Origin of the sequence: Roseobacter insulae, assembly GCF_019375555.1 — a bacterium.
Lineage (GTDB): Bacteria > Pseudomonadota > Alphaproteobacteria > Rhodobacterales > Rhodobacteraceae > Roseobacter > Roseobacter insulae.
In genome coordinates this window covers 363,446-384,083 of sequence record NZ_JAHXDN010000003.1, presented here as the reverse complement: position 1 = coordinate 384,083, position 20,638 = coordinate 363,446, and the positions used below count along the sequence as shown (strand labels likewise).

Here is a 20,638-nt window from a genome sequence, read left to right as displayed (position 1 = left end):
TTAACCTGCTCTGTTGAGAATGACCCGTGCGGCCTCTTGACGTGCCACATGGTCCACTTTGGCCACGTTATCAAGGGTCATGGTGGCATCAATATGGCCGGGCGTGGACGTCACGATGGTCAAAACCTCTTCGACAACCTCCGCCATATCGGTGAATCCGATCCGCCCGCCGATGAATCCGTCGAGCGCCGTTTCCTTCGCCGCGTTGAACACCGCGCCCGCCAACCCGCCGGTTTCCATCACATCTCTGGCCAGCCGCAACGCGGGCCAGCGCGTGTCGCAAGGCGCGCGAAAACTGAGCTGCGCGATCTTGGCGAGGTCCAGCCGCTCCACCGGCAGCTTACGGCGCTCCGGCCAATGCAGCGCGTAGCCAATGGCATGGCGCATGTCGGGCGGCCCCACATGCGCCATCAATGCGCCATCGGCGAACCCGACCATGGCGTGGATCATCGACTCGGGATGTATCAGGACTTCGATCTGATCTGGCCTTACGCCAAAATATTCACGTGTTTCAATGAGTTCCATGGCCTTGTTAAACATCGAAGCCGAATCGATTGTGATGCGTTGCCCCATGTCCCAGTTAGGGTGGCTTGATGCCTCATCCAGCGTTGCCTTGCCGAGGTCTTCGAGGGGCCAGTCGCGAAAAGCGCCGCCGCTTGCGGTGATGATAACCCGCTCCACCGCGGCCATGTCTTCTCCCACGAGCGCCTGGAAAACCGCGGAATGTTCGCTGTCCACCGGCAGGAGCCGCGCTTCATGCGCCTTCGCGGTCTCCAGCATCAGCTTGCCGGCGCAGACAAGCGATTCCTTATTGGCAAGCGCCAGCGTTCCGCCCTGCTGCAACGTCGTCAGCCCCGGCGCGAGCCCCGCGGCGCCGACGATCGCGGACATGGTCCAGTCTGCCGATCGCGCGGCCGCCTCGGTAATCGCGGTCACGCCCGCCGCCGCTTCGACATCAGTGCCAGCCAGCGCGTCGCGCAGATCCCCCAGCAAATGATCATGGGCGGTGATGGCAACCCGCGCCCGGAGGTTCTTGGCGTCCATCGCCAACTGCGCAATGTTCGAGGCGCCGGTCAGCGCGATCACTTCGTAGTCCTGCGGCGCCCGCGCGATCAGGTCGATCGTGTTTTGCCCGATGGATCCCGTCGCACCGAAAATGCTGACCCGCCGCATCCGTTACCTCAGCGCCAGCGGCGACCCGATCAGCGGCCCGCCGATGATCAGCAAAAAGACAGCAGCGCCAAGCATACCATCGAACCGGTCCAGTAGCCCGCCATGACCGGGGATCAGGTTGGAACTGTCCTTGACCCCGACCCGTCGCTTGATGGCGCTTTCGGCGATATCCCCCATCTGGCTGGCCATGGAGACGGCGATGGACACGCCGATCAGTTGAACACCAGCGCCGGTATTGGCCATGAAAGAAGCGCCAACCACTGCCGCGCCAAGCCAGCCGAACGCCGTGCCCGCCCATGTTTTCTTGGGGCTGACGCGCGGCCAGAACTTTGGACCGCCGATCAGCCGACCGGCGAAATATCCAACAACATCCGTGGCGACGACAACCAGTACCATCCACAGCATCCAGTTAAAGCCCAGATCGTCCCGGACAGACATCATTCCGTAACCGGCCAGCACGACCATGACCGCGAAAACCATGTAGATGACCCGGAAATCCTTAAGCTGGCCAAAACCGACCAAAGCGGTCGCCAGCAGGATCGGTAGGGCAAATCCGGGCGGCAGATAGATCGCAAGCAGCGTGGCCGCACCTGCCAGCGCGCCCAGTTGAACCGAGACTTTGCCGGATGCGCGCAGCATCGCCGACAATTCCCAGATCATCAGGCCGCAAATCAGCGCCACCATCACATGGAAAATATGTCCACCCGCCCAGACCCCCCAGAGGCCGAGCACAACCATGCCCGCGCCCGAGCCCATCCGGGTTGCCAGATCAGACCATTTTTCCGTGCCTGCACTCATGCGACCATCATTGGAGCACGCCACCGAACCGGCGCTCGCGTCCGCCATATGCTTCGCAAAGCCTGGTGAATTCATCCCGCGTGAAATCCGGCCAGAGCGTGTCGATGAACTCGTACTCCGAGTAGGCGGACTGCCACAGCAGGAAATTGGAGATGCGGGCCTCGCCGCTGGTGCGGATCACCAGATCCGGGTCCGGCAGAACATGCGTATCAAGATACCGTGGCAGGGTTTCTTCATCCACTTCCTCGGGGCGCAGATGTCCGGCCGCGACATCGGCGGCCAGCCGCTTGGTTGCCCGGGCGACTTCATCCCGCCCGCCGTAGTTCAGCGCAATGGTCAGATGCACGCGATTATTATTCTCGGTGGCGGCTTCCAGTTCGTTCATCAGGTGAATCAGCTTGTCATCCAGCTGGAGGCGGTCCCCGATGAACCGTACGCAGACGCCGGACTCGCGCAGCGCCTTGGTTTCCTTGATGATATACCTCCGAAACAGGTTCATCAGACCGGCGACCTCAACCTGGGTGCGTTTCCAGTTCTCCGTTGAAAAGGCGAATATGGTGAGGTAACCCACGCCGATTTCGGGGCAGCTTTCAACGATTTCGCGCACCCGTCGCGCACCCGCGTGGTGCCCGAACAAGCGCGGCCTGCCCCGTTGGGTCGCCCACCTGCCGTTGCCATCCATGATAATTGCAACATGGCGTGGGCATCCCGGGACCGTTTTGACTTGCGGCTGCGGCGCTCCCGCCATGGTACTCTCCTTCACCAACGCCCAGCCTCAGTACGGCGGCAACAGCGTTCAAAACCTTATAAAACCTGCCACGATCACGAGATCATGACGTTCCTAAATAAATAATAATTCCCTGTGGGAACCACGGGCCTGTTGATCACTGACATACAGCGCAGCCCATGGGCAGGTCAAACCTGCATGATCTCGCCTTGCTTGGTGTCCAGCAATTCATCGATCGATTTGATGTAGCGATCGGTGATTTCCTGAACCTCGCCCTCCCAAAGCTTCTGGTCGTCCTCCGACATCCCGTCCGCCTTGGCCTTCTTGATCTGGTCCATGCCATCGCGCCGGACATTGCGGATCGACACGCGCGCATGTTCGGCATATTGCCCCGCGACTTTTGTCAGCTCCCGGCGACGTTCCTCATTCAGTTCGGGGATCGGCAGCATGATGATGGTGCCATTGAGCTGCGGGTTGATCCCCAGCCCGCTTTCCCGAATGGCCTTTTCCACCTTGGAAACCAGGCCCTTGTCCCAGACGTTGACGGTGACCATGCGCGGCTCCGGCACGTTCACGGTACCAACCTGGTTGATGGGTGTCATGGAGCCGTAGGCATCCACCATCACCGGCTCCAGCATTGATGCAGAAGCGCGCCCGGTGCGCAGGGATGCAAATTCCGTGCGAAGATTGGCCATCGCGCCATCCATCCGCCGCTCAAGGTCGTCGGTGTCGAGCATGAAGTCGTCTGACATAGTTCTGTCCTGCCACAAGTTTCTCGGCACATCCTGCGATGCGCGTTGTTGGGAAGTGTATAAATCAGGTTTGTCACGAAAGGCCAGAAGGAGTTGTGCGCCCGCTTCTGCTGGCGGCAGGGCTAGCCCTGTACGCGGGTATAGGTGCCCTCGCCCGCCAGAATGCCGCGGAAGCCGCCCGGCTCGTCCAGGGAAAAGACAATGATCGGCAGGTTGTTGTCGCGCGCCAGCGCAATGGCCGAGGCATCCATGACGCCCAGCCGTTTGGCCAGCACATCATCATAGGTGACCGTGTCATAGCGTTTGGCGTCGGCGTGTTTGGCCGGGTCCTTATCGTACACGCCATCGACCTTGGTCCCCTTGAAGATCGCCTCGCAGGACATCTCGTTGGCGCGCAGGGTCGCTGCCGTATCCGTCGTGAAATAGGGGTTGCCGGTGCCGGCGGCAAAGATGCAGACCCGCTTTTTCTCAAGGTGGCGCACCGCGCGGCGGCGAATATACGGCTCGGCCACCTCGTTCATGGTGATGGCGGAAATGACCCGTGTGTGAATGCCCAGTCCTTCCAGCGCGGATTGCATCGCCAGCGCGTTCATCACCGTGGCCAGCATCCCCATGTAATCCGCCGTTGTCCGCTCCATCCCCTGCGCCGACCCCTGCAGCCCCCGGAAGATGTTGCCGCCCCCGATCACCATGCAGATCTCGACACCAAGCTCATGCACGGACTGCACTTCCTTCGCGATCCGTTCCACTGTCGGCGGATTGAGCCCGAACCCCTGATCCCCCATCAAAGCCTCGCCCGATATTTTCAGCATGACACGTTTGAAGGTGGCCTGAGGCTCTGAAGATGTCATGAAAGCGGCTCCTGAAGCATGGGGTTTTGTTCGCGCGCAAAATGTCCGAAAAGCAGGCGAACTTCAATGGACCCCGGAGGGGATCTTTCAGAAAATGCCGCAGGACGTCGTGACAAGCGTGAAAACTCTGATGAGCCGGATGTCTGCGGAAGCGCCCGTGTTGATCGCCGGGCCGACCGCCTCCGGCAAATCGGCGCTCGCGCTGGAAATCGCGGACCGGCAGGGGGGCGTGATCGTCAATGCCGACGCCAGCCAGGTCTACACGTGCTGGCGGGTGATCACGGCGCGGCCAAGCATCGAGGAAGAGCGCGCCGCGCCACACGCCCTTTACGGCCATATCGACGCGCAGGAAGGCTATTCGGCAGGGCATTGGTTGCGCGAGGTGACGCCGCTTTTGGCCGCTGGCATGCGCCCGATCATCGTGGGTGGCACCGGCCTTTACTTTTCGGCGCTCACTCAGGGGCTCGCGGATATTCCGCCCACACCGCCGGATGTCCGTGCCGCGGCAGACGGTTTGCCGTTACCGCAACTGCTGGCGGAGATTGACGCCACGACCCGGGATCGCATCGACCGGGCAAACCGCGCGCGTGTCCAGCGCGCGTGGGAGGTGTTGCAGGCCACCGGCCGCAGCCTCGCCGCGTGGCAGGACACCACCGGTGCGCCGGTCTTGCCGGTAGCCGAAGCGCAGCCCATTGTCTTTGATGCCCCCAAAGACTGGCTGAATGACCGCATTGCGCGCCGCTTCGACCTGATGATCGCGGCGGGCGCGCTTGACGAAGCGGCCCGTGTCTTGCCGGAATTTGACCACGGGCTGCCCGCGCATCGCGCGATCGGCGCGCCGGAGCTGATTGCCCATCTTCGCGGCCAGATCACGCTGGCGGAGGCCCGCGAACAGGCCATCGTCGCAACGCGCCAGTTCGCCAAGCGGCAACGGACATGGTTCCGCTCAAAGATGCGCGACTGGCTGGTTTATTCTTCGGCGGAAGCGCGCTGACGCTTGTCAAAACAGCACTGACATCCACCGGAAATCCCGATAAATTGAGACCAGATTGGCTTAAACGTGATACTTCGCGGAGAGGTTGCATGATGCAAAACACTCTGAAGATCCGGACTTTGGCGCAGCTGACACAGGGTCAGGACTGGCGTTTGACGCTGGCACACGACCGGCCCGATCACCTGATCATCTGGATCACGCGGGGACAGGGCCGACTGCTGCTGGACGGTCAGCGCCGCGGGGTTGGCACCCATAATGCGATCATCATCCCCGCCCGCCAGCTTTTTGCGCTGGATCTCGGCAAGCAGGGCATTGGGCAGGCGGTGATCATTCCCGATGCAACGGATGTCACGCTGCCCCAGATGCCACGGCTGTTGCGCATCCGGGATGCCGCCGCGATGAATGAACTCACCACATTGCTGGAAGCGGCCAATCGCGAGCAGGCTGCGCAACGTCCGCTGGTCGCCCAGTCAATGGATGCCTATGGCACGTTGATCTCGGTCTGGGTGCAGCGGCAACTGGGTCTGGAAGAGCATGCCCCGTCACGGCGCAATGCCGCGGCACGGTTGAGCGCCGCCTATTGCGCCCGCATCACCGCACATTTCGCCGATACGCTGACGATGGCCGATCACGCAGAATCACTGGGCGTCACGGCCACGCACCTGACCCGTGCGTGCAAGGCAGCCACCGGCAAGACCGCAGCCGACCTGCTGACCGAGCGGGTTCTTTACGAGGCGCGCAGTCTTCTGATTTCCACCAAAGTGCCCGCGCAGGACATTGCACGGCATCTTGGATTTGGCAGCGCGGCCTATTTTACGCGCTTCATGCAGCACCATACGAATGCCACACCGACGGCGCTGCGCAAGGCCTCTGTCCAGCAGTCTCAGGCCGCTTGACACCGGCAAAACCCGCGTGCCGCCCTTGGTGCGACGTCGATTTGCGACCAAAGAGATGTCGCAAACGTGCATGTTAACGGCGCTGGCTTACATTGACGCGGCCCCCAAAGTCATGCCTCATGGAGACGCAAAATAATCCGACAGCTCAAATGAGCGTTGAAATCCGGCGCGGGAAACGCGCCTTAGCCTGACAACAGGGGCACCAATGGGACTATTCATACTCAGACGGCTGGGCGTCATGATATTGACTGCGCTCTGCCTGACGTTCGTCGTCTTCTGGCTGACGAACCTTTATCCGAATCTGGAGAAACTCGCCAAGACCCAGGGTAACTTCCGCATGTCCGACGAGGCGGTGGAAAGCTATCTTGGCAAAAACGGGTACCTGCAGCCGATGCCTGTGAAATTCGGGCAATGGCTCGGTGTTCTGCCGGGTTGGACCGTGGAAAGCGAGGGCGTGACAACGGGCAAGTGCTTTGGCGCGGACACGCCCGAGGACGAGCGCCGCAGCTTTTGCGGTGTCCTGCAGGGCGATTGGGGGTTCTCGACCGTCTTCAAGGACGAAGTCGGCACCATTGTCAGCACGAGGCTGGGGCTGACAGGTAAGCTGATGTTCTTCGTGATGCTGGTCATGGTGCCGATGGCGCTCATTGTCGGGGTTCTGGCGGGAATGCGGGAGGGATCAAAGCTGGACCGCTCGCTGTCGACTTTCTCCATCGCCTCAACCGCCACGCCCGAATACGTATCAGGGGTGATCTTCATCGCCGTCTTCGCATCCTCGGCCTTCGGGTTGAAGTGGTTCAAGGGTTCGGCGACTTCGGCCATGGAGTCGGTGAGTTTTGAAAACTTCACGCTGCCTGTGGTCACCATCGCACTTTACGGGATGGGCTATATCGCGCGGATGACGCGGGCCTCGATGACAGAAGTGATGACCGCGCAATATATCCGCACGGCGCGGCTGAAGGGCGTGAAATTCTCCGACATCGTGTTGAAACACGCCCTGCGGAACGCGCTGATCGCCCCCTTCACGGTGATCATGCTGCAATTCCCCTGGCTGCTGAACGGCGTGGTGATTGTCGAGACGCTCTTCAACTACAAGGGTTTTGGCTGGCTGCTGGTGCAGGCGGCGTCCAACAATGACATCGAACTGCTGCTGGCGGTCTCGGTTGTCTCAGTGATCGTGGTGCTGGTGACCCAGCTGATATCGGATATCGGCTATGTCTACCTGAACCCACGTATCCGGATCGCGTAAGGGGGGGCTGGTCATGGAAGAACTTTCCTGGGGCGGCATTCTCGCCCGCATTTTCATACAGCTTGGTCCGGTCTGGATTTCGCTGATTGTCCTGTTCACCGTCTCGATGACCTACAAGCGGCGTCTGGGGCTTTACGGCAAGCTATTCGACAGCACCATCGGCATGATCGGCTTTGCCCTTGTGATGTTCTGGGTCTTTGTCGGCGTCTTCGGCGGCCCGCTGGATATGCTGGTGACGCATGATCCGCTGAGCCAGGTTTCAGGCATGAAAAACAAGATCCCCGGCACACCGATGCGCGGGGCCGAGGAAGGTGAATACGCGTGGTTCCTGCTGGGCGGTGACAACCTTGCGCGCGACGTCTTCAGCCGCCTGATAAAAGGGGCTTGGGTTGTGGTGCAGATCGCCCCCATCGCCACGCTCTTTGCCTTCATGGTGGGGATCACGCTGGGCCTGCCTGCGGGGTACTACGGCGGGCGTCTGGACACGGTTCTGTCATTCCTGGCGAACCTGATCCTCGCCTTCCCGGTGATCCTGCTGTTCTACCTGCTGGTCACACCGGAGATCGTGCTGACCGGTATTCCCAACTACATGGCGCTGTTCCTCTTTGTCTTCCCGCTGGTCTTTGTGTGTATCTTGCTGAATTCGCGCTACTACACGCAACCGAAGGTGCGTACGCCGCTGCTGATCGGGGTACTGGGCGGGTTGGGGTGGCTTTATCTGTCGCTGGTCTCAACCGACGGGTCGGTGGTGGCGACCCCCACCTATTCGATCCCGGGCATCCCCGCCTTCCTCGATCTCTTTGATATTGATCCAGGCATTCTGGTGGTCTTCGTCTCGGTGGTCTTCGTGAACTCACCCACGGTTTTCCGCATCGTGCGGGGCCTCGCGCTGGACATCAAGACGCGGGACTACGTGGCAGCCGCGCAGACCCGGGGCGAGGGGCCGTGGTACATCATGTTGTGGGAGATCCTGCCCAATGCCCGCGGGCCGCTGATCGTCGATTTCTGCCTGCGGATCGGTTACACCACCATCCTGCTCGGCACCCTGGGCTTTTTTGGTCTGGGTCTGGAATCGGAGAGCCCCGACTGGGGCAGCACGATCAACGCCGGACGACGGCTGTTGGCGCTTTATCCGCATGCCGCGATAGCGCCGGCGCTGGCGCTGCTGACGCTGGTGCTGGGGCTGAACCTGCTGGCCGATGGTCTGCGTGAGGAGAGCCTGCGCGATTGATGAAAGGGCACAAGGGGGGCGCTGCCCCCCTGTCCCCCCGGGATATTTCAGAACCAGAGAAGCGCCACGCGCGCGGTTCGCTCCAAAAGGAGATGCACAATGCCTAAGACTGATTACGATGGTCCCATACTGGAAATTGACAAGCTGTCGATTTCATTCTTCACCCGGCTGCGGGAAATTCCCGCCGTGATGGATTTTTCCGTCAAGGTGCGCCCTGGCGAGGCCGTCGGCCTTGTGGGGGAATCGGGGTGCGGGAAATCCACCGTGGCTCTTGGGGTGATGCAGGACCTGGGTAAGAACGGGCGCATCGTCGGCGGGTCGATCAAGTTCAAGGGACGCGATCTGGCGGAGATGAGTGCGGAGGAACTGCGGGATATTCGCGGCAGCGAGATCGCGATGATCTACCAGGAGCCGATGGCCTCGCTCAACCCGGCGATGAAGATCGGCAAGCAACTGATGGAAGTGCCGATGATCCATCAGGGTATGAACGAAAAGGATGCTTACAACCGGGCACTGCAGGTCGTCACGGATGTGAAACTGCCCGACCCCAAGCGCATTCTGGGGTCTTACCCGCATCAGCTCTCAGGCGGGCAGCAGCAGCGGATCGTGATCGCCATGGCGCTGATGTCGGAGCCCTCGCTGCTGATCCTGGATGAGCCGACAACCGCGCTTGATGTGACGGTGGAGGCGGCGGTCGTGGAACTGGTCAAGGATCTGGGTAAGAAATACGGCACCTCCATGCTGTTCATCAGCCACAACCTCGGACTGGTGCTGGAAACCTGCGACCGCATCTGCGTGATGTACTCGGGCGAGGCGGTGGAGCGCGGCTCTATCGAGGATGTCTTTGACAAGATGCAGCATCCCTACACACAGGCCCTCTTCCGCTCGATCCCCCTGCCCGGCGCGGATAAGAACGCACGGCCCCTGGTGGCGATCCCCGGCAACTTCCCCCTGCCCCACGAGCGGCCCAAGGGCTGCAACTTTGGCCCGCGTTGCGACTATTTCGAGGAAGGACGCTGCGATCAGGGCTTTATTCCGATGGCGCAGGTGGATGCGGAAGCGCGGCACGAGACCCGCTGCCTGAAATTCAAGGAAATCGACTGGGCCGCGCCGCTGGAATTGGCGGATGTAAAGACCAAGGGCGACGTCGGGGACGTCGTGCTGAAAATGGATAACCTCAAGAAATACTACGAGGTCGCGGCCAATGCGATCTTTGGCGGTGGTAGCAAGAAAGTCGTCAAGGCCAATGAAACACTCAGTTTTGAAGCGCGGGAATCCGAAACGCTGGCCATCGTCGGTGAATCCGGTTGTGGCAAGTCGACCTTTGCCAAGGTGCTGATGGGGTTGGAAACCGCGACCGAGGGTAAAATCCTGCTGGGCAACAAGGAAATTCAGGACATCCCCATCGAGGAGCGCGACACGAAAACGGTGTCGGACGTGCAGATGGTTTTCCAGAACCCGTTTGACACGCTCAACCCGTCGATGACGGTGGGGCGGCAAATCGTCAGGGCGCTGGAGATCTTCGGCATCGGCGAGGGAGATCGCGACCGCACGCAACGCATGTTGAAACTGCTTGATCTTGTCAAGCTGCCCCGGGAATTCGCCGACCGGATGCCGCGGCAGTTGTCAGGCGGACAGAAACAGCGGGTCGGCATCGCGCGGGCTTTTGCCGGTGATGCGCGCATCGTGGTGGCGGATGAACCCGTCTCGGCGCTGGACGTGTCCGTTCAGGCCGCGGTTACCGACCTATTGATGGAAATTCAGCGTGAGCATAAAACCACGCTGCTGTTCATCAGCCACGACCTGTCGATCGTGCGTTACCTGAGTGATCGGGTGATGGTCATGTATCTTGGCCACGTGGTGGAACTGGGCACAACGGATCAGGTATTCGCCCCTCCCTACCACCCCTATACCGAGGCGCTTCTGTCCGCCGTGCCGATTGCCGACACCTCCGTGAAGAAGAAGCATATCGTGCTGGAGGGCGACATTCCCTCGGCCATGAACCCGCCGTCCGGGTGCCCGTTCCAGACACGTTGTCGCTGGAAATCCGAAGTGCCCGGCGGCCTGTGCGAAAAAGAAGTGCCGCCGGTGCGCCAGCTTGCTGGCAATCACCAGATCAAGTGCCATCTGGATGATCGGAAACTGGCGGAAATGGAACCTGTCATCGAGGTCGGTGTCGCCGCAGAATAAATCCTAATGCGGCGCAGACCGGGGAAGGATCTGCGCCGCGGGCATGACGACCGCGGGGCGGCGGCCGACATGCGTTGGTCGTGCGTTTGGGGTTAGCTGTCTGCTTCCGGCAGAAGCGCCACAACCCTGTCCGCAAATGCGGTCAGCATGGCATTGTAGAAATCATCCTGACTGGGCGGCACGGCGATATAGCCGGCGGGCACGCTCGCCTCGTCGGAATATGCCGACAGGCGGATCATCTCGGCGATGTCCTTGGTGCCGCGCTGATAGCTTACGAAGCCTTCCAGCTCGTTGAACTCGGCGCTGTCGGGCAGGATGGTGTCGCCATCAAGACTCACGCGCTTGATCTTGATCGTCAGCACAGGGCCGGCCGGATCATTGCCGGTATCCACACGTTCGAGAATTTCGCGCGACAGATCATCCGCAATTGTCGGGTAGAGCTGCAAGGCGTTGCTGCCCTGCGGCGCGTCGATTGTCGCCTGAACGTCGATGTCGGTAACGACCTCTCCGGCGCTGACGCCCGAGGCGGCGATGGCGGTGAGGCTGACCGTGGCGGCCAAAGCGATTTTCTTGACATGGTTGAACATTGTGAATGCTCCTTTCCTTTTGCGAACCGGACACCGGGCTCGGGGCGCGGCGCCGTCGGGATCACAACAGGCGCGGCTGCAAAAATGTTCCAAAGAGATTTTCGATGGCTCAAAAGCGGCGGCTGTGAGCCAGGCGCAAGGAGCACATGATGCAGATTTAACCCAGCCATAACTGCATCTTACCGGGCGCTCATGGAAAAAAGCGGGTCGGCGTCAACGTGCCGACCCGCTGTTTCAAGTTCAGCTCACGCGGGTGTCACAGGGTCAGGAAGACGATCATCCCGGACAGGTAGCTGAGCGAAAAAAGGGCGAACCCGGGCTTCTTGCTGGCAACAAACACCGATGCGAGCATCAGCAGCGGGGCGAGGCCCAGCCCGCCAAGCGCCGGCAGGAACATCGTTTGGTTCAGTTCCGTGCCCGGACCCCAGGGTGAATTTTCCGATGTCAGACCCGCCAGCACGACCGCCGCGATACATCCCAGAACAGATCCGAATGCAATGGCCAGCGAATGGTCGAAGATGGCGAACCGCTTGCGTCCGCCAGACTTGGCCGCGCGGGGAATGGGCTGCGACCGCAGTGCGCGGATCGGCAGTTTCTCTCGCGCGGGCGCCAGACCCTGATGTGACTTGTTGATGCGATCAAGACGCGCTTGAAAATTGGCAGTGGCCATCAAAACATCCCCATAATTACTGATGGTGCCACTGTCGCGGCGAAATCGGGCGGCACTGTGACAGTCATGGGGAGCGTTTGTGAAATAGATCACCAATCGGTGAGAATAGTAACGTGCCAACGCGGGAGCCTGTCACCCGACCCTCAAGCTTTATTGGCCGCCGATCACTTTCACGTAGTTGCGGGTCTCGCGAAATGGCGGGACACCGCCGTATTTCCTGACCGCGCCGGGGCCCGCGTTGTAGGCAGCCAGTGCCAGCCGCCACGAGCCAAAAGCACGATACTGCTGTTTGAGGTAGCGCGCGCCGCCTTCAAGGTTTTCCGCCGGATCCAGCGGATCGACACGCAGTTTGCGTGCAGTTGCGGGCATCAGTTGCGCCAGCCCCAGGGCACCCTTGTGGGATTTGGCGACCGGGTTCCAATTGGATTCCTGCTGGACAAGACGCAGGAACAAGTCCTCCGGTATGCCGTGTTTGCGCGCTGCATCGCGCGCCATGTTCAGGAATTTCCCTTTGTATTTTCCGGTGTATCCCGGGGTCGCCCATTTGCTGGGCGTAAAGACGGTTGGCGGTTTCAGCCGTACGGAATTGTTGTACTGGCTGGCAGCCCGGGTATCCAGAATACGCGTCTGCGACGAGAAAAGCTTGTTCCGGCTTTTGCTGGACACAGTTTGCGCATAGGCGGGCGTTATGACGGCCAAAATCGCAACCGCTGCGCAGCCTCGGCTAATCAGCCGGGCCAGTCTTTGCATATTCGCACCCATCTCCGGCGGACTATATCAAATTCCCCACGGCGTTCCAGTCCTTAGCAACCGTGCACAAATGACAATTTCCGCGGCTTAACGTTGTTCTAACTTCCGTGCTGTCGGTATAGGTTTAGTAAAATTCCACCAATTCGGATTCGGCGCTGACGCAATCTGTGACGGTGGCAGGAAATCAACAAGGGGGACGCGATGGCCGGCTCAGTGAACAAAGTAATTCTCATCGGCAATCTGGGACGCGATCCCGAAGTGCGCAGTTTTCAGAACGGCGGCAAGGTATGCAACCTGCGGATCGCCACCTCCGAGACGTGGAAAGACCGTAATACCGGTGAGCGCAAGGAACGCACCGAATGGCATTCCGTTGCCATTTTCTCCGAACCGCTTGCGCGGGTGGCGGAACAGTATCTGCGCAAGGGCTCCAAGGTCTATATCGAAGGCCAGTTGGAAACCCGCAAGTGGCAGGATCAATCCGGTCAGGACCGCTACTCGACGGAAGTCGTGCTGCGCCCCTATAAATCCGAACTGACGATGCTTGATGGCCGCGACGGCGGCGGCGGCGGTGGCAACTTCGGCGGTGGTGGTGGATCCATGGGCTATGATGATCGCGGGGGCGACAGCCAGGGAGGCGGCAGCTCCAGCCCGGCACCCTCGCGTGATCTGGACGATGAAATCCCGTTCTGAGCCGGACAACGCGTTCAACGTCAGGCCGATGATCCAGCAGGATGCCAGCCGCCTGACCGAACTCTACAATGAATTGACCTTCGGGCCAAAAACGGCCCGGACCCGCCGGGTTGCGGCCGTTATGGCGCACCCCGGCACCACCATTTTCGGAGCGGAAGCGGACGGCCGGATCATCGGCATGGTCACGCTGCATATTCTGCCGAATGTCACCTACGACGGAAGCCCCTACGCGCTGATCGAGAACGTCGCAACATCGCAGGCGTACCGGATGCGCGGTGTCGGTCGTCAGGTGATGCGGGCCGCCATCGACGAGGCGTGGCGGCAGGACGTCTACAAGATCATGTTGCTGACCGGGCAGAAGCGCAGTGCGCGCGGATTTTACGAACGGGTCGGGTTCAACTGCGAAGACAAGTTCGGGATGGTGATGCGCCGGGCCTAGGCTTTGCCAGACAGCGCATCCTGCAGAACCCCGCGCACCGCGTCGCGCGGCACATCTGAGGTGATGAACGACTGCCCGATACCGCGCGCCAGAATAAACCTCAGCGTGCCCTGAACGACCTTCTTGTCCTGAGACATCAACGCCAGCAACCCGTCAGCATCCGGCAGATCACCGGGGATATCCCCAATATCCGTTTTCATCCCCATGGTCTTGAGGTGCATGCGGACGCGGCTGGGGTCTTCCTGCGCGCACAGGCCCATCCGTGAGGAAAGCTCGAACGCCAGCGCGCAGCCGATGGCCACACCTTCGCCATGCAGCAGGCGGTCTGAATAGCCTGTCGCGGCCTCCAGTGCGTGCCCGAAGGTGTGTCCGAGGTTCAAAAGCGCCCGGTCGCCCTGCTCTGTCTCGTCACGCACAACGATATCGGCTTTCATCTGCACGGACCTGCGCACGGCCTCGACGCGCGCGCCCATATCGCCTGCCGCCAATGCCGGCCCCTGTTGTTCGAGCCATTCGAAAAAGCCCGCATCACCCAAGAGACCGTATTTCACCACCTCACCATACCCGGCAAGGAAATCGCGGGGCGTGAGTGTTCCCAGCACGTCCGTATCCGCAAGCACAAGCGACGGTTGATGAAACGCGCCGATGAGGTTCTTGCCCTGCGCCGCGTTGATCCCGGTCTTGCCACCGACCGAGCTGTCAACCTGGGCCAGCAGCGAGGTCGGCATCTGTACGAACCGCACGCCGCGCCGCAGGATCGCCGCTGCAAAACCGGCCAGATCTCCGATGACGCCGCCCCCCAAGGCAACGACGATGTCACCGCGTTCGACTTTCTGGTCCAGCAACCATCCCACGGACTGTTCCAGTGGCCCCCATGATTTGGTGGCCTCTCCGGCCGGCAAGGCGAGGGCTGCCGCCTCGATACCCTCTGCCGCCAACCCCGCCTTCAGTGTCGCCAGATGCAGGGCCGCCACCGTCTCATCGGTCAGAACAGATACTTTCGGGCGTGGCAGAAGCGGCGCGATTTCACGCCCTGACTGCGCAAGAAGGCCGGTGCCGATGCGAACCTCGTAGGCCCGTCCCGGCAAATTCACCGTCACCGTTTCACGCATCCACCCTCTCCAGCACATCGGGCCGGGTCAGCAATACCTCCGCCACCCGTTTCGACATCAGATCAATCGACACCGGCGGGGCGCAGGGAACCCGCAAATCCGCCTTGCTGTATTCCGGCACACGCTGCGCAAAAAGCTCCGCCAGCGTCGCCCTGGGATCTGCCGTGCGCAACAGCGGCCGGGTGTCGCGATGCCTGACGCGGGACCAAAGCAGATCAAGATCCGCATCCAGCCAGACCGCGACACCGCGTTCGGAGATATTGGTGCGGTTGGTTTCTGACAAGAACGCCCCGCCGCCGGTGGACAGCACGCAGGCCCTGCCCTGCAACAGTCGCGAAATGACCTGTGTTTCACGCGCCCGGAAAAACGGCTCCCCGTCCCGTGCAAAGATTTCCGGCACACTCATATTCGCGGCCGCCTCGATCTCCTGATCCGAATCGAGGAACGGCACCGTGAGCAATTGCGCCAGGGCCCGCCCCACGGCGGTCTTGCCAGCGCCCATCATTCCCACCATCACAACCGTTTTGTGCAGGGCATAACGATGGTTTTGTGAGTCTTCGGCCACGGATTGCTGAAATTCGCTCATAAATCTCTGAATGACGTGATATTGCTTAAAAGGCCATATATAAGTTTCGAAAAACAGACAGGCAATCAAGGCAGTAAATCCCATGTCGCGCATCTTTAAGCTTCTGGTCTATCTCATCATTCTGGGCGCCATCGGTCTTGTGGGCTACGCCTATGTCGGGCCGTTCTTCGGGGCTGACTTTTCAGCGCCGCAATCAGAAGTTCGCGTGCCTGTGACGCTGGATGCAAACTAGGCGGGCACCATATTTGGGGGCTGTCGCGTTCTGCTGCTTCGGCGCGGCAAGGCTTTGGGCGCAGGATCAACCGCTGTCCGTGATCGACTGGGTCCAGCAGAACCCGGACCAGCCCGCGATGACATCCGTTGCCATGCCGAACTTCGGCGAGCCGCCCACCACATCCTCCGGCGGCGTACCTGACGTTGCCGTTGTCCCGCTGGATGAGGAAGCGGTGCGGATCATCGGGCTTGTGCCTGCCGCCGTCACCGGCCTGCCCCAAACCCTGTGGCGGCAGAGCGATCCGGATGCGCTGAGCCGCCAATTGACCTCCCTGCCCGACTTCAGATTGCCCGCCGCGCAGGCGTTGCTTTTCACGGCTCTTCTGGCCGAGGCACAGGGCCCCGGACAGGATGCAGCGCAGGAAGACATCTTTACCCTCGCGCGCGTCGCCGCTCTGCAAAGGTTTGGCGCGCTTGATCCCGCGTTGGCATTGATCGAGCAGGCGGATGTAACCCGCGACAAAGACCATTTCGCGGCCTACATGGATGTCGCGCTGCTCTCGGGCGAAGAGGCCCCGGCCTGTGGCACGCTCAGCGCTCAGCCACATCTGGCCCCCGCGATGGCACACCGCATTTTCTGCGCGGCCCGTCAGGGTGACTGGACAACCGCCGCATTGCTTTTTGACACCGCGCAAGCGCTGTCACTGCTGGGCAATGTCGAAGCGGCGGCGCTGGACCGGTTCCTGCATCCCGAAGTCTTTGACGGCCAGCCTCCGCTCCGCCCGCCCAGAGAGATCACGCCGTTGCTGTTCCGCCTGCACGAGGCGATCGGAGAACCCTTGCCGACGCGTCTGCTGCCGCGGGCCTATGCCGTCGCCGACCTGCGGGATATCGCCGGGTGGAAGGCGCAGCTGGAAGCCGCTGAACGACTCGCCAAAACAGGCGCTCTGCCCGACAATCGGTTGCTTGGGCTGTATTCGGACCGCGAACCAGCGGCATCGGGTGGCATCTGGGATCGCGTTGAAGCCGTGCAGCAGTTCGATACCGCCCTGCGCACGCAATCCGCAGCGGCCGTGGCCAAAACCCTGCCCCGCGCCTGGACAGCGATGCAGGATGCGGAGTTGGAAGTCGCCTTTGCCGGCCTTTTCGCCGAGGATTTGTCCAAGCTGGCGCTGACTGGACGCAGCGCGCGCCTCTCCGAAGTGCTCTCCCTCCTGTCACCCGAGTATCAGACCGCCGCACAACGGTCCGGGTCCAAACTGCTCCGCGCGGTGGCGGCGGGCGATCCGACCGGGTATCTGGCTGAGAACCCGCTGCATCAGGCGATCATCGACAGCTTTGCCCCCGATGCCGGACCCGGGGACCTCAGAGAGATGGCGCGCGCCGGGCGTCTGGGAGAGGTGATCCTGCGCGCCTTGGTCCTGTTGGAAGAAGGTGCCGCGGGCGATCCGGTTGCGCTGAAAGATGCACTGGCGACGCTGCGCGCGCTTGGTTTCGAGGATACGATGCGCCGCGCCGCGCTGCAGATTCTCCTGTTGGAGCGGTTCGGGTAGTGGCGCAGGGACACTGGATATCCGCCTTCCTGGAGGCCCAGGCGGCAGAGCTTGGGGCCGCGCGCAACACGCTTCTGGCCTATGGCCGCGATCTGCAGGATTTTGAGGGCTGGCTGGCCAGACATGATCACGCGTTTGACACTGCGACGAAGCCGGATGTGGAAAGCTATCTGGTGTCCTGCGACGCGCAGGGGCTGTCACGCGCCACCCGTGCGCGCCGCCTGTCGGCGATCAAGCAGCTTTACCGGTTCGCCTTTGAAGAAGGCTGGCGGGATGATAACCCGGCCATTCAGATATCCGGCCCCGGCCGGGACAAACGGCTGCCCAAGACCCTGTCAGAGGCCGAAGTTGACCGCTTGCTGGAAGCCGCGCGCGGGTTCGGGCGCTCCCGGCGGGACCGCACCCGCAACACATGCCTGATGGAGGTGCTCTACGCCACCGGCATGCGGGTCTCCGAACTCGTCAGCCTGCCCGTGAGCGCCGCGCGCGGTGATCCGCGTATGCTGCTGATCCTCGGTAAGGGGGGCAAGGAACGTATGGTGCCGCTCTCGCCGCCCGCGCGCGAGGCGCTGTCGGACTGGCTCGGCATCCGCGACGCGATGGAAGATGATCGGCGCGCGGAGAACAAACCGCCCTCGAAATATCTCTTTGTCTCGCACAGTTCCGCCGGCCATCTGACCCGCCACCGCTTCTACCTTCTGATCAAGGAAATTGCGGTTGCTGCGGGCGTATCACCCCAGAAGGTGACGCCACACACCCTGCGCCACGCCTTCGCCACGCATCTGCTGGCCAACGGGGCCGATCTGCGGTCCATCCAGACCCTGTTGGGGCATGCGGATGTCGCCACCACCGAAATCTACACGCATGTCCTCGAAGCGCGGCTGACCGAGCTGGTACTGAACCATCACCCGCTCGCCAGTGACGGGCCGCGCAGGGCTGCGGGCAAGACGTCTTCGGACGGCCAGTAACCGCTGAGAAGCGCCGTGTCGTAGCCCTGTGTCAGTCCCCCGGCCCTCATGGCGTCACACGCGGCTTCCGCATCATAACTCAGGCGGTGGATCTGCACCTCGCCACCATCGAGAATACCGTACCGGGTCTGCTGACGACCATCGTTGGGCGGCAGGCCGATGACCCCGGGGTTGATCCAGCTACCGCGCGGCGTGTCCCGCAGGAAGGCCAGCCCGCAATGCCCGGCCACAACGTGATCAACCGGGCCGATTTCGTCTTCGATCTCGGCCCATTCCGCCTGCAACACCGCGTCCGGGCTATTGGGCCAGATGAACCGGGCGATATCGGTCAGGCCGCCGTGAATGACGGCGTAGCGTGCGCCCTGATGCCGGAAGCTGACAATATCGGGGCAAGCGCCCATCCAGGCCCGCGCCTTGGCGTCAATCTGCCGATCCGCGAAGGGATACCAGCCGAGACTCAGCAGGTCACAGGCACTGCCCTCCTCGAATCCGCAACCGCAATCGGGCGCACGCCGGGCAAGCTGCTTTTCGCAATTGCCTGCAACCACCGTGGCGCCGCACCGCCGGATCGCGGCAACCGTTTCCCGCGGTGCGCCGCCATAGGCGACCACATCCCCGGTGCAGATCATCTGTCGCCCGGCAATTCCGAGCCGTGTTGCGACCGCCAGCAGGGCCTGCAAGGCATGGAGGTTCGAGTAAGGCCCGCCAAACAGCAACACCGGATCATTGATTATGCCCAGATCGCGGTGCATATGCGGCTCCTCCCTTGATTGACGCAAGCGCCATGCCCATACATAAACAGTCTCTCTTAAAGGTAACATTCCAAATGGAAACGGCGACCGCAACGCTTGATCAATCTTTCTGGCTCACCTGTGGGGTGATCCTCTTTCTGCTGGTGCTCTCCGGATTTTTCTCCGGTTCCGAAACGGCGCTGACCGCGGCGTCGCGCGGCAAATTGCGCGCACAGGCGGACAAGGGGTCGCGCGGGGCTCAGCGTGCGCTCAAAATCACCGAAGACAACGAGCGTCTGATCGGCTCGGTGCTTCTGGGCAACAATCTTGTGAACATCCTCGCCGCCTCGCTGGCCACCGCCATCTTTACCCGTGCCTTCGGGGAAAGCGGCGTGGCGCTGGCGACACTGGTGATGACGCTGCTTGTTCTGATCTTTGCAGAGGTGTTGCCCAAGACCTACGCCATCACCAATTCCGAGACAGCGGCAGCACTGGTGTCGCGTCCGATTTCGCTGGTGGTGACCGTCTTTTCGCCGGTCGTGGCCGCGGTGCGGGTGCTGGTGCGGGGCGTGTTGCGCATCTTCGGCGTGAAGATCGACCCGGACAGCAATATTCTGGCCGTGCGCGAAGAGATTGCCGGCGCCCTGCAACTGGGGCATTCCGAAGGGGTTGTGGAAAAGGAGGATCGCGACCGCATCCTCGGCGCGCTGGATCTGAATGACCGGGTTGTCGAAGAGATCATGTTGCACCGCTCCGGCATCGAGATGATCAACGCCGATGACAGCCCCCAGGCCATACTGGAGCAATGTCTGACCTCGAACCACACCCGCCTGCCGGTTTATCTCAACGATCCGGAAAACATCATCGGGGTGATCCACGCCAAGGATCTGCTGCGCGCCATGTACCGGATCATCGGCGGGCCGGAAGGCGATGCCGCCAAGCTGCGCGACTTCAAGATCACCGACGTGGCGATGAAACCCTACTTCGTGCCCGAAACCTCGACGCTCGACGAACAGATGCGCCAGTTCCTGCGCCGTCATACGCATTTTGCACTGGTGGTGGATGAATACGGCTCGCTGCAGGGGTTGATTACCCTCGAAGACATCCTCGAAGAGATCGTGGGCGAGATCACCGACGAGTTCGACCCCGATGCCGATCACGCGGTCAAAAGCGGCCCCGACGGGCAATTCGTTGTGGATGGCGCGATGACGATCCGCGACCTCAACCGCGCGACCGACTGGAACCTTCCCGATGAAGAGGCCAATACCGTCGCCGGACTGGTGATCCACGAAGCCCAGATGATCCCCACGTCCGGTCAGGTTTTCTCCTTCCACGGGTTCCGCTTCGAAGTGATCGCGCGGGATGGCAACAGGATCACCGAGCTCAAGATCAGACCGCTCTGACAGACGCAACGCGCAGCGCTGCTGAGCTGGTACTGGCGATCTTATGCGCGGCAGGATGACCGGCAAACACATTCG

Annotated in this window: 22 protein-coding genes; 11 read left to right on the top strand and 11 right to left on the bottom strand. The window is 61.5% G+C overall.

The window, feature by feature from the left end; genetic code table 11:
- From dxr to pyrH, 5 genes are all read right to left on the bottom strand, one after another.
- On the bottom strand, positions 1-1,173 hold the full coding sequence (gene dxr / locus KX928_RS13360) for a 1-deoxy-D-xylulose-5-phosphate reductoisomerase (RefSeq protein WP_219503283.1): 1,173 nt from the start codon (positions 1,171-1,173) through the stop codon (positions 1-3).
- A gap of 3 nt (positions 1,174-1,176) precedes the next feature.
- Positions 1,177-1,971: a phosphatidate cytidylyltransferase gene (locus KX928_RS13355; RefSeq protein WP_219503280.1), complete on the bottom strand. Its 795-nt coding sequence runs from the start codon at positions 1,969-1,971 to the stop codon at positions 1,177-1,179.
- Between the two features lie 7 nt (positions 1,972-1,978).
- On the bottom strand, positions 1,979-2,719 hold the full coding sequence (gene uppS, locus KX928_RS13350) for a polyprenyl diphosphate synthase (protein WP_219503278.1): 741 nt from the start codon (positions 2,717-2,719) through the stop codon (positions 1,979-1,981).
- A 167-nt stretch (positions 2,720-2,886) separates the two neighbouring features.
- Entirely contained in the window at positions 2,887-3,450 is a 564-nt protein-coding gene (frr, locus tag KX928_RS13345; protein ID WP_219503275.1) for a ribosome recycling factor, read from the bottom strand.
- A 122-nt stretch (positions 3,451-3,572) separates the two neighbouring features.
- The gene (gene pyrH, locus KX928_RS13340; RefSeq protein WP_219503273.1) at positions 3,573-4,301 is read right to left on the bottom strand and encodes a UMP kinase; all 729 of its coding nucleotides are present in this window, start codon (positions 4,299-4,301) and stop codon (positions 3,573-3,575) included.
- 94 nt (positions 4,302-4,395) lie between these two features.
- On the opposite strand from pyrH, the gene miaA reads away from it, so the two are divergent.
- The 5 genes from miaA (at position 4,396) to KX928_RS13315 (ending at position 10,861) form a co-directional block, all read left to right on the top strand.
- Positions 4,396-5,295: a tRNA (adenosine(37)-N6)-dimethylallyltransferase MiaA gene (gene miaA, locus KX928_RS13335; RefSeq protein ID WP_219503270.1), complete on the top strand. Its 900-nt coding sequence runs from the start codon at positions 4,396-4,398 to the stop codon at positions 5,293-5,295.
- 89 nt (positions 5,296-5,384) lie between these two features.
- A complete protein-coding gene (locus tag KX928_RS13330) occupies positions 5,385-6,191 on the top strand; it encodes a helix-turn-helix domain-containing protein (protein ID WP_219503267.1) in 807 nt (268 codons plus the stop codon).
- A gap of 205 nt (positions 6,192-6,396) precedes the next feature.
- Positions 6,397-7,440 carry an ABC transporter permease gene (locus KX928_RS13325; RefSeq protein ID WP_219503264.1) on the top strand — a complete coding sequence of 348 codons (1,044 nt, stop codon included), beginning with the start codon at positions 6,397-6,399 and terminating at the stop codon, positions 7,438-7,440.
- Between the two features lie 13 nt (positions 7,441-7,453).
- Complete coding sequence (locus KX928_RS13320) at positions 7,454-8,671, top strand: ABC transporter permease (protein ID WP_219503260.1); 1,218 nt, start codon at positions 7,454-7,456, stop codon at positions 8,669-8,671.
- Positions 8,672-8,770: 99 nt separating this feature from the next.
- On the top strand, positions 8,771-10,861 hold the full coding sequence (locus tag KX928_RS13315) for a dipeptide ABC transporter ATP-binding protein (protein WP_219503257.1): 2,091 nt from the start codon (positions 8,771-8,773) through the stop codon (positions 10,859-10,861).
- A 92-nt stretch (positions 10,862-10,953) separates the two neighbouring features.
- On the opposite strand, the gene KX928_RS13310 is transcribed toward KX928_RS13315, so the two are convergent.
- The 3 genes from KX928_RS13310 to KX928_RS13300 all read right to left on the bottom strand — a co-directional run bounded on the left by KX928_RS13310 (position 10,954) and on the right by KX928_RS13300 (position 12,868).
- Positions 10,954-11,448, bottom strand: a complete 495-nt coding sequence (locus KX928_RS13310) for a hypothetical protein (RefSeq protein ID WP_219503254.1) — start codon at positions 11,446-11,448, stop codon at positions 10,954-10,956.
- 256 nt (positions 11,449-11,704) lie between these two features.
- Complete coding sequence (locus KX928_RS13305; RefSeq protein WP_219503251.1) at positions 11,705-12,118, bottom strand: hypothetical protein; 414 nt, start codon at positions 12,116-12,118, stop codon at positions 11,705-11,707.
- Between the two features lie 150 nt (positions 12,119-12,268).
- Complete coding sequence (locus KX928_RS13300; protein ID WP_219503247.1) at positions 12,269-12,868, bottom strand: lytic transglycosylase domain-containing protein; 600 nt, start codon at positions 12,866-12,868, stop codon at positions 12,269-12,271.
- A gap of 201 nt (positions 12,869-13,069) precedes the next feature.
- Between KX928_RS13300 and ssb the strand changes: the two genes are divergently transcribed.
- The gene (gene ssb / locus KX928_RS13295; RefSeq protein WP_219503242.1) at positions 13,070-13,558 is read left to right on the top strand and encodes a single-stranded DNA-binding protein; all 489 of its coding nucleotides are present in this window, start codon (positions 13,070-13,072) and stop codon (positions 13,556-13,558) included.
- Positions 13,542-13,997, top strand: a complete 456-nt coding sequence (locus tag KX928_RS13290; RefSeq protein WP_219503238.1) for a GNAT family N-acetyltransferase — start codon at positions 13,542-13,544, stop codon at positions 13,995-13,997. The genes ssb and KX928_RS13290 overlap by 17 nt, the downstream gene beginning before the upstream one ends.
- Here KX928_RS13290 and aroB read toward each other — a convergent pair.
- Positions 13,994-15,109 carry a 3-dehydroquinate synthase gene (gene aroB, locus KX928_RS13285; RefSeq protein ID WP_219503235.1) on the bottom strand — a complete coding sequence of 372 codons (1,116 nt, stop codon included), beginning with the start codon at positions 15,107-15,109 and terminating at the stop codon, positions 13,994-13,996. The two genes, KX928_RS13290 and aroB, sit on opposite strands and share 4 nt — an antisense overlap.
- Entirely contained in the window at positions 15,102-15,695 is a 594-nt protein-coding gene (locus tag KX928_RS13280) for a shikimate kinase (RefSeq protein ID WP_219503232.1), read from the bottom strand. The genes aroB and KX928_RS13280 overlap by 8 nt, the downstream gene beginning before the upstream one ends.
- A gap of 82 nt (positions 15,696-15,777) precedes the next feature.
- On the opposite strand from KX928_RS13280, the gene KX928_RS13275 reads away from it, so the two are divergent.
- The 3 genes from KX928_RS13275 (at position 15,778) to KX928_RS13265 (ending at position 18,429) form a co-directional block, all read left to right on the top strand.
- Complete coding sequence (locus tag KX928_RS13275) at positions 15,778-15,927, top strand: hypothetical protein (RefSeq protein WP_219503229.1); 150 nt, start codon at positions 15,778-15,780, stop codon at positions 15,925-15,927.
- 79 nt (positions 15,928-16,006) lie between these two features.
- The gene (locus tag KX928_RS13270; protein WP_308342320.1) at positions 16,007-17,461 is read left to right on the top strand and encodes a hypothetical protein; all 1,455 of its coding nucleotides are present in this window, start codon (positions 16,007-16,009) and stop codon (positions 17,459-17,461) included.
- Entirely contained in the window at positions 17,461-18,429 is a 969-nt protein-coding gene (locus KX928_RS13265) for a site-specific tyrosine recombinase XerD (RefSeq protein WP_219503222.1), read from the top strand. Before KX928_RS13270 ends, KX928_RS13265 begins: the two co-directional genes overlap by 1 nt.
- Here the strand turns inward: KX928_RS13265 and KX928_RS13260 are convergent.
- On the bottom strand, positions 18,366-19,181 hold the full coding sequence (locus KX928_RS13260) for a metallophosphoesterase family protein (protein ID WP_219503220.1): 816 nt from the start codon (positions 19,179-19,181) through the stop codon (positions 18,366-18,368). The genes KX928_RS13265 and KX928_RS13260 overlap by 64 nt on opposite strands.
- A 74-nt stretch (positions 19,182-19,255) precedes the next feature.
- Between KX928_RS13260 and KX928_RS13255 the strand changes: the two genes are divergently transcribed.
- Positions 19,256-20,563, top strand: coding sequence for an HlyC/CorC family transporter (locus tag KX928_RS13255; RefSeq protein WP_219503218.1), 1,308 nt, complete (start codon positions 19,256-19,258; stop codon positions 20,561-20,563).
- The last annotated feature ends 75 nt before the right edge of the window (positions 20,564-20,638 follow it).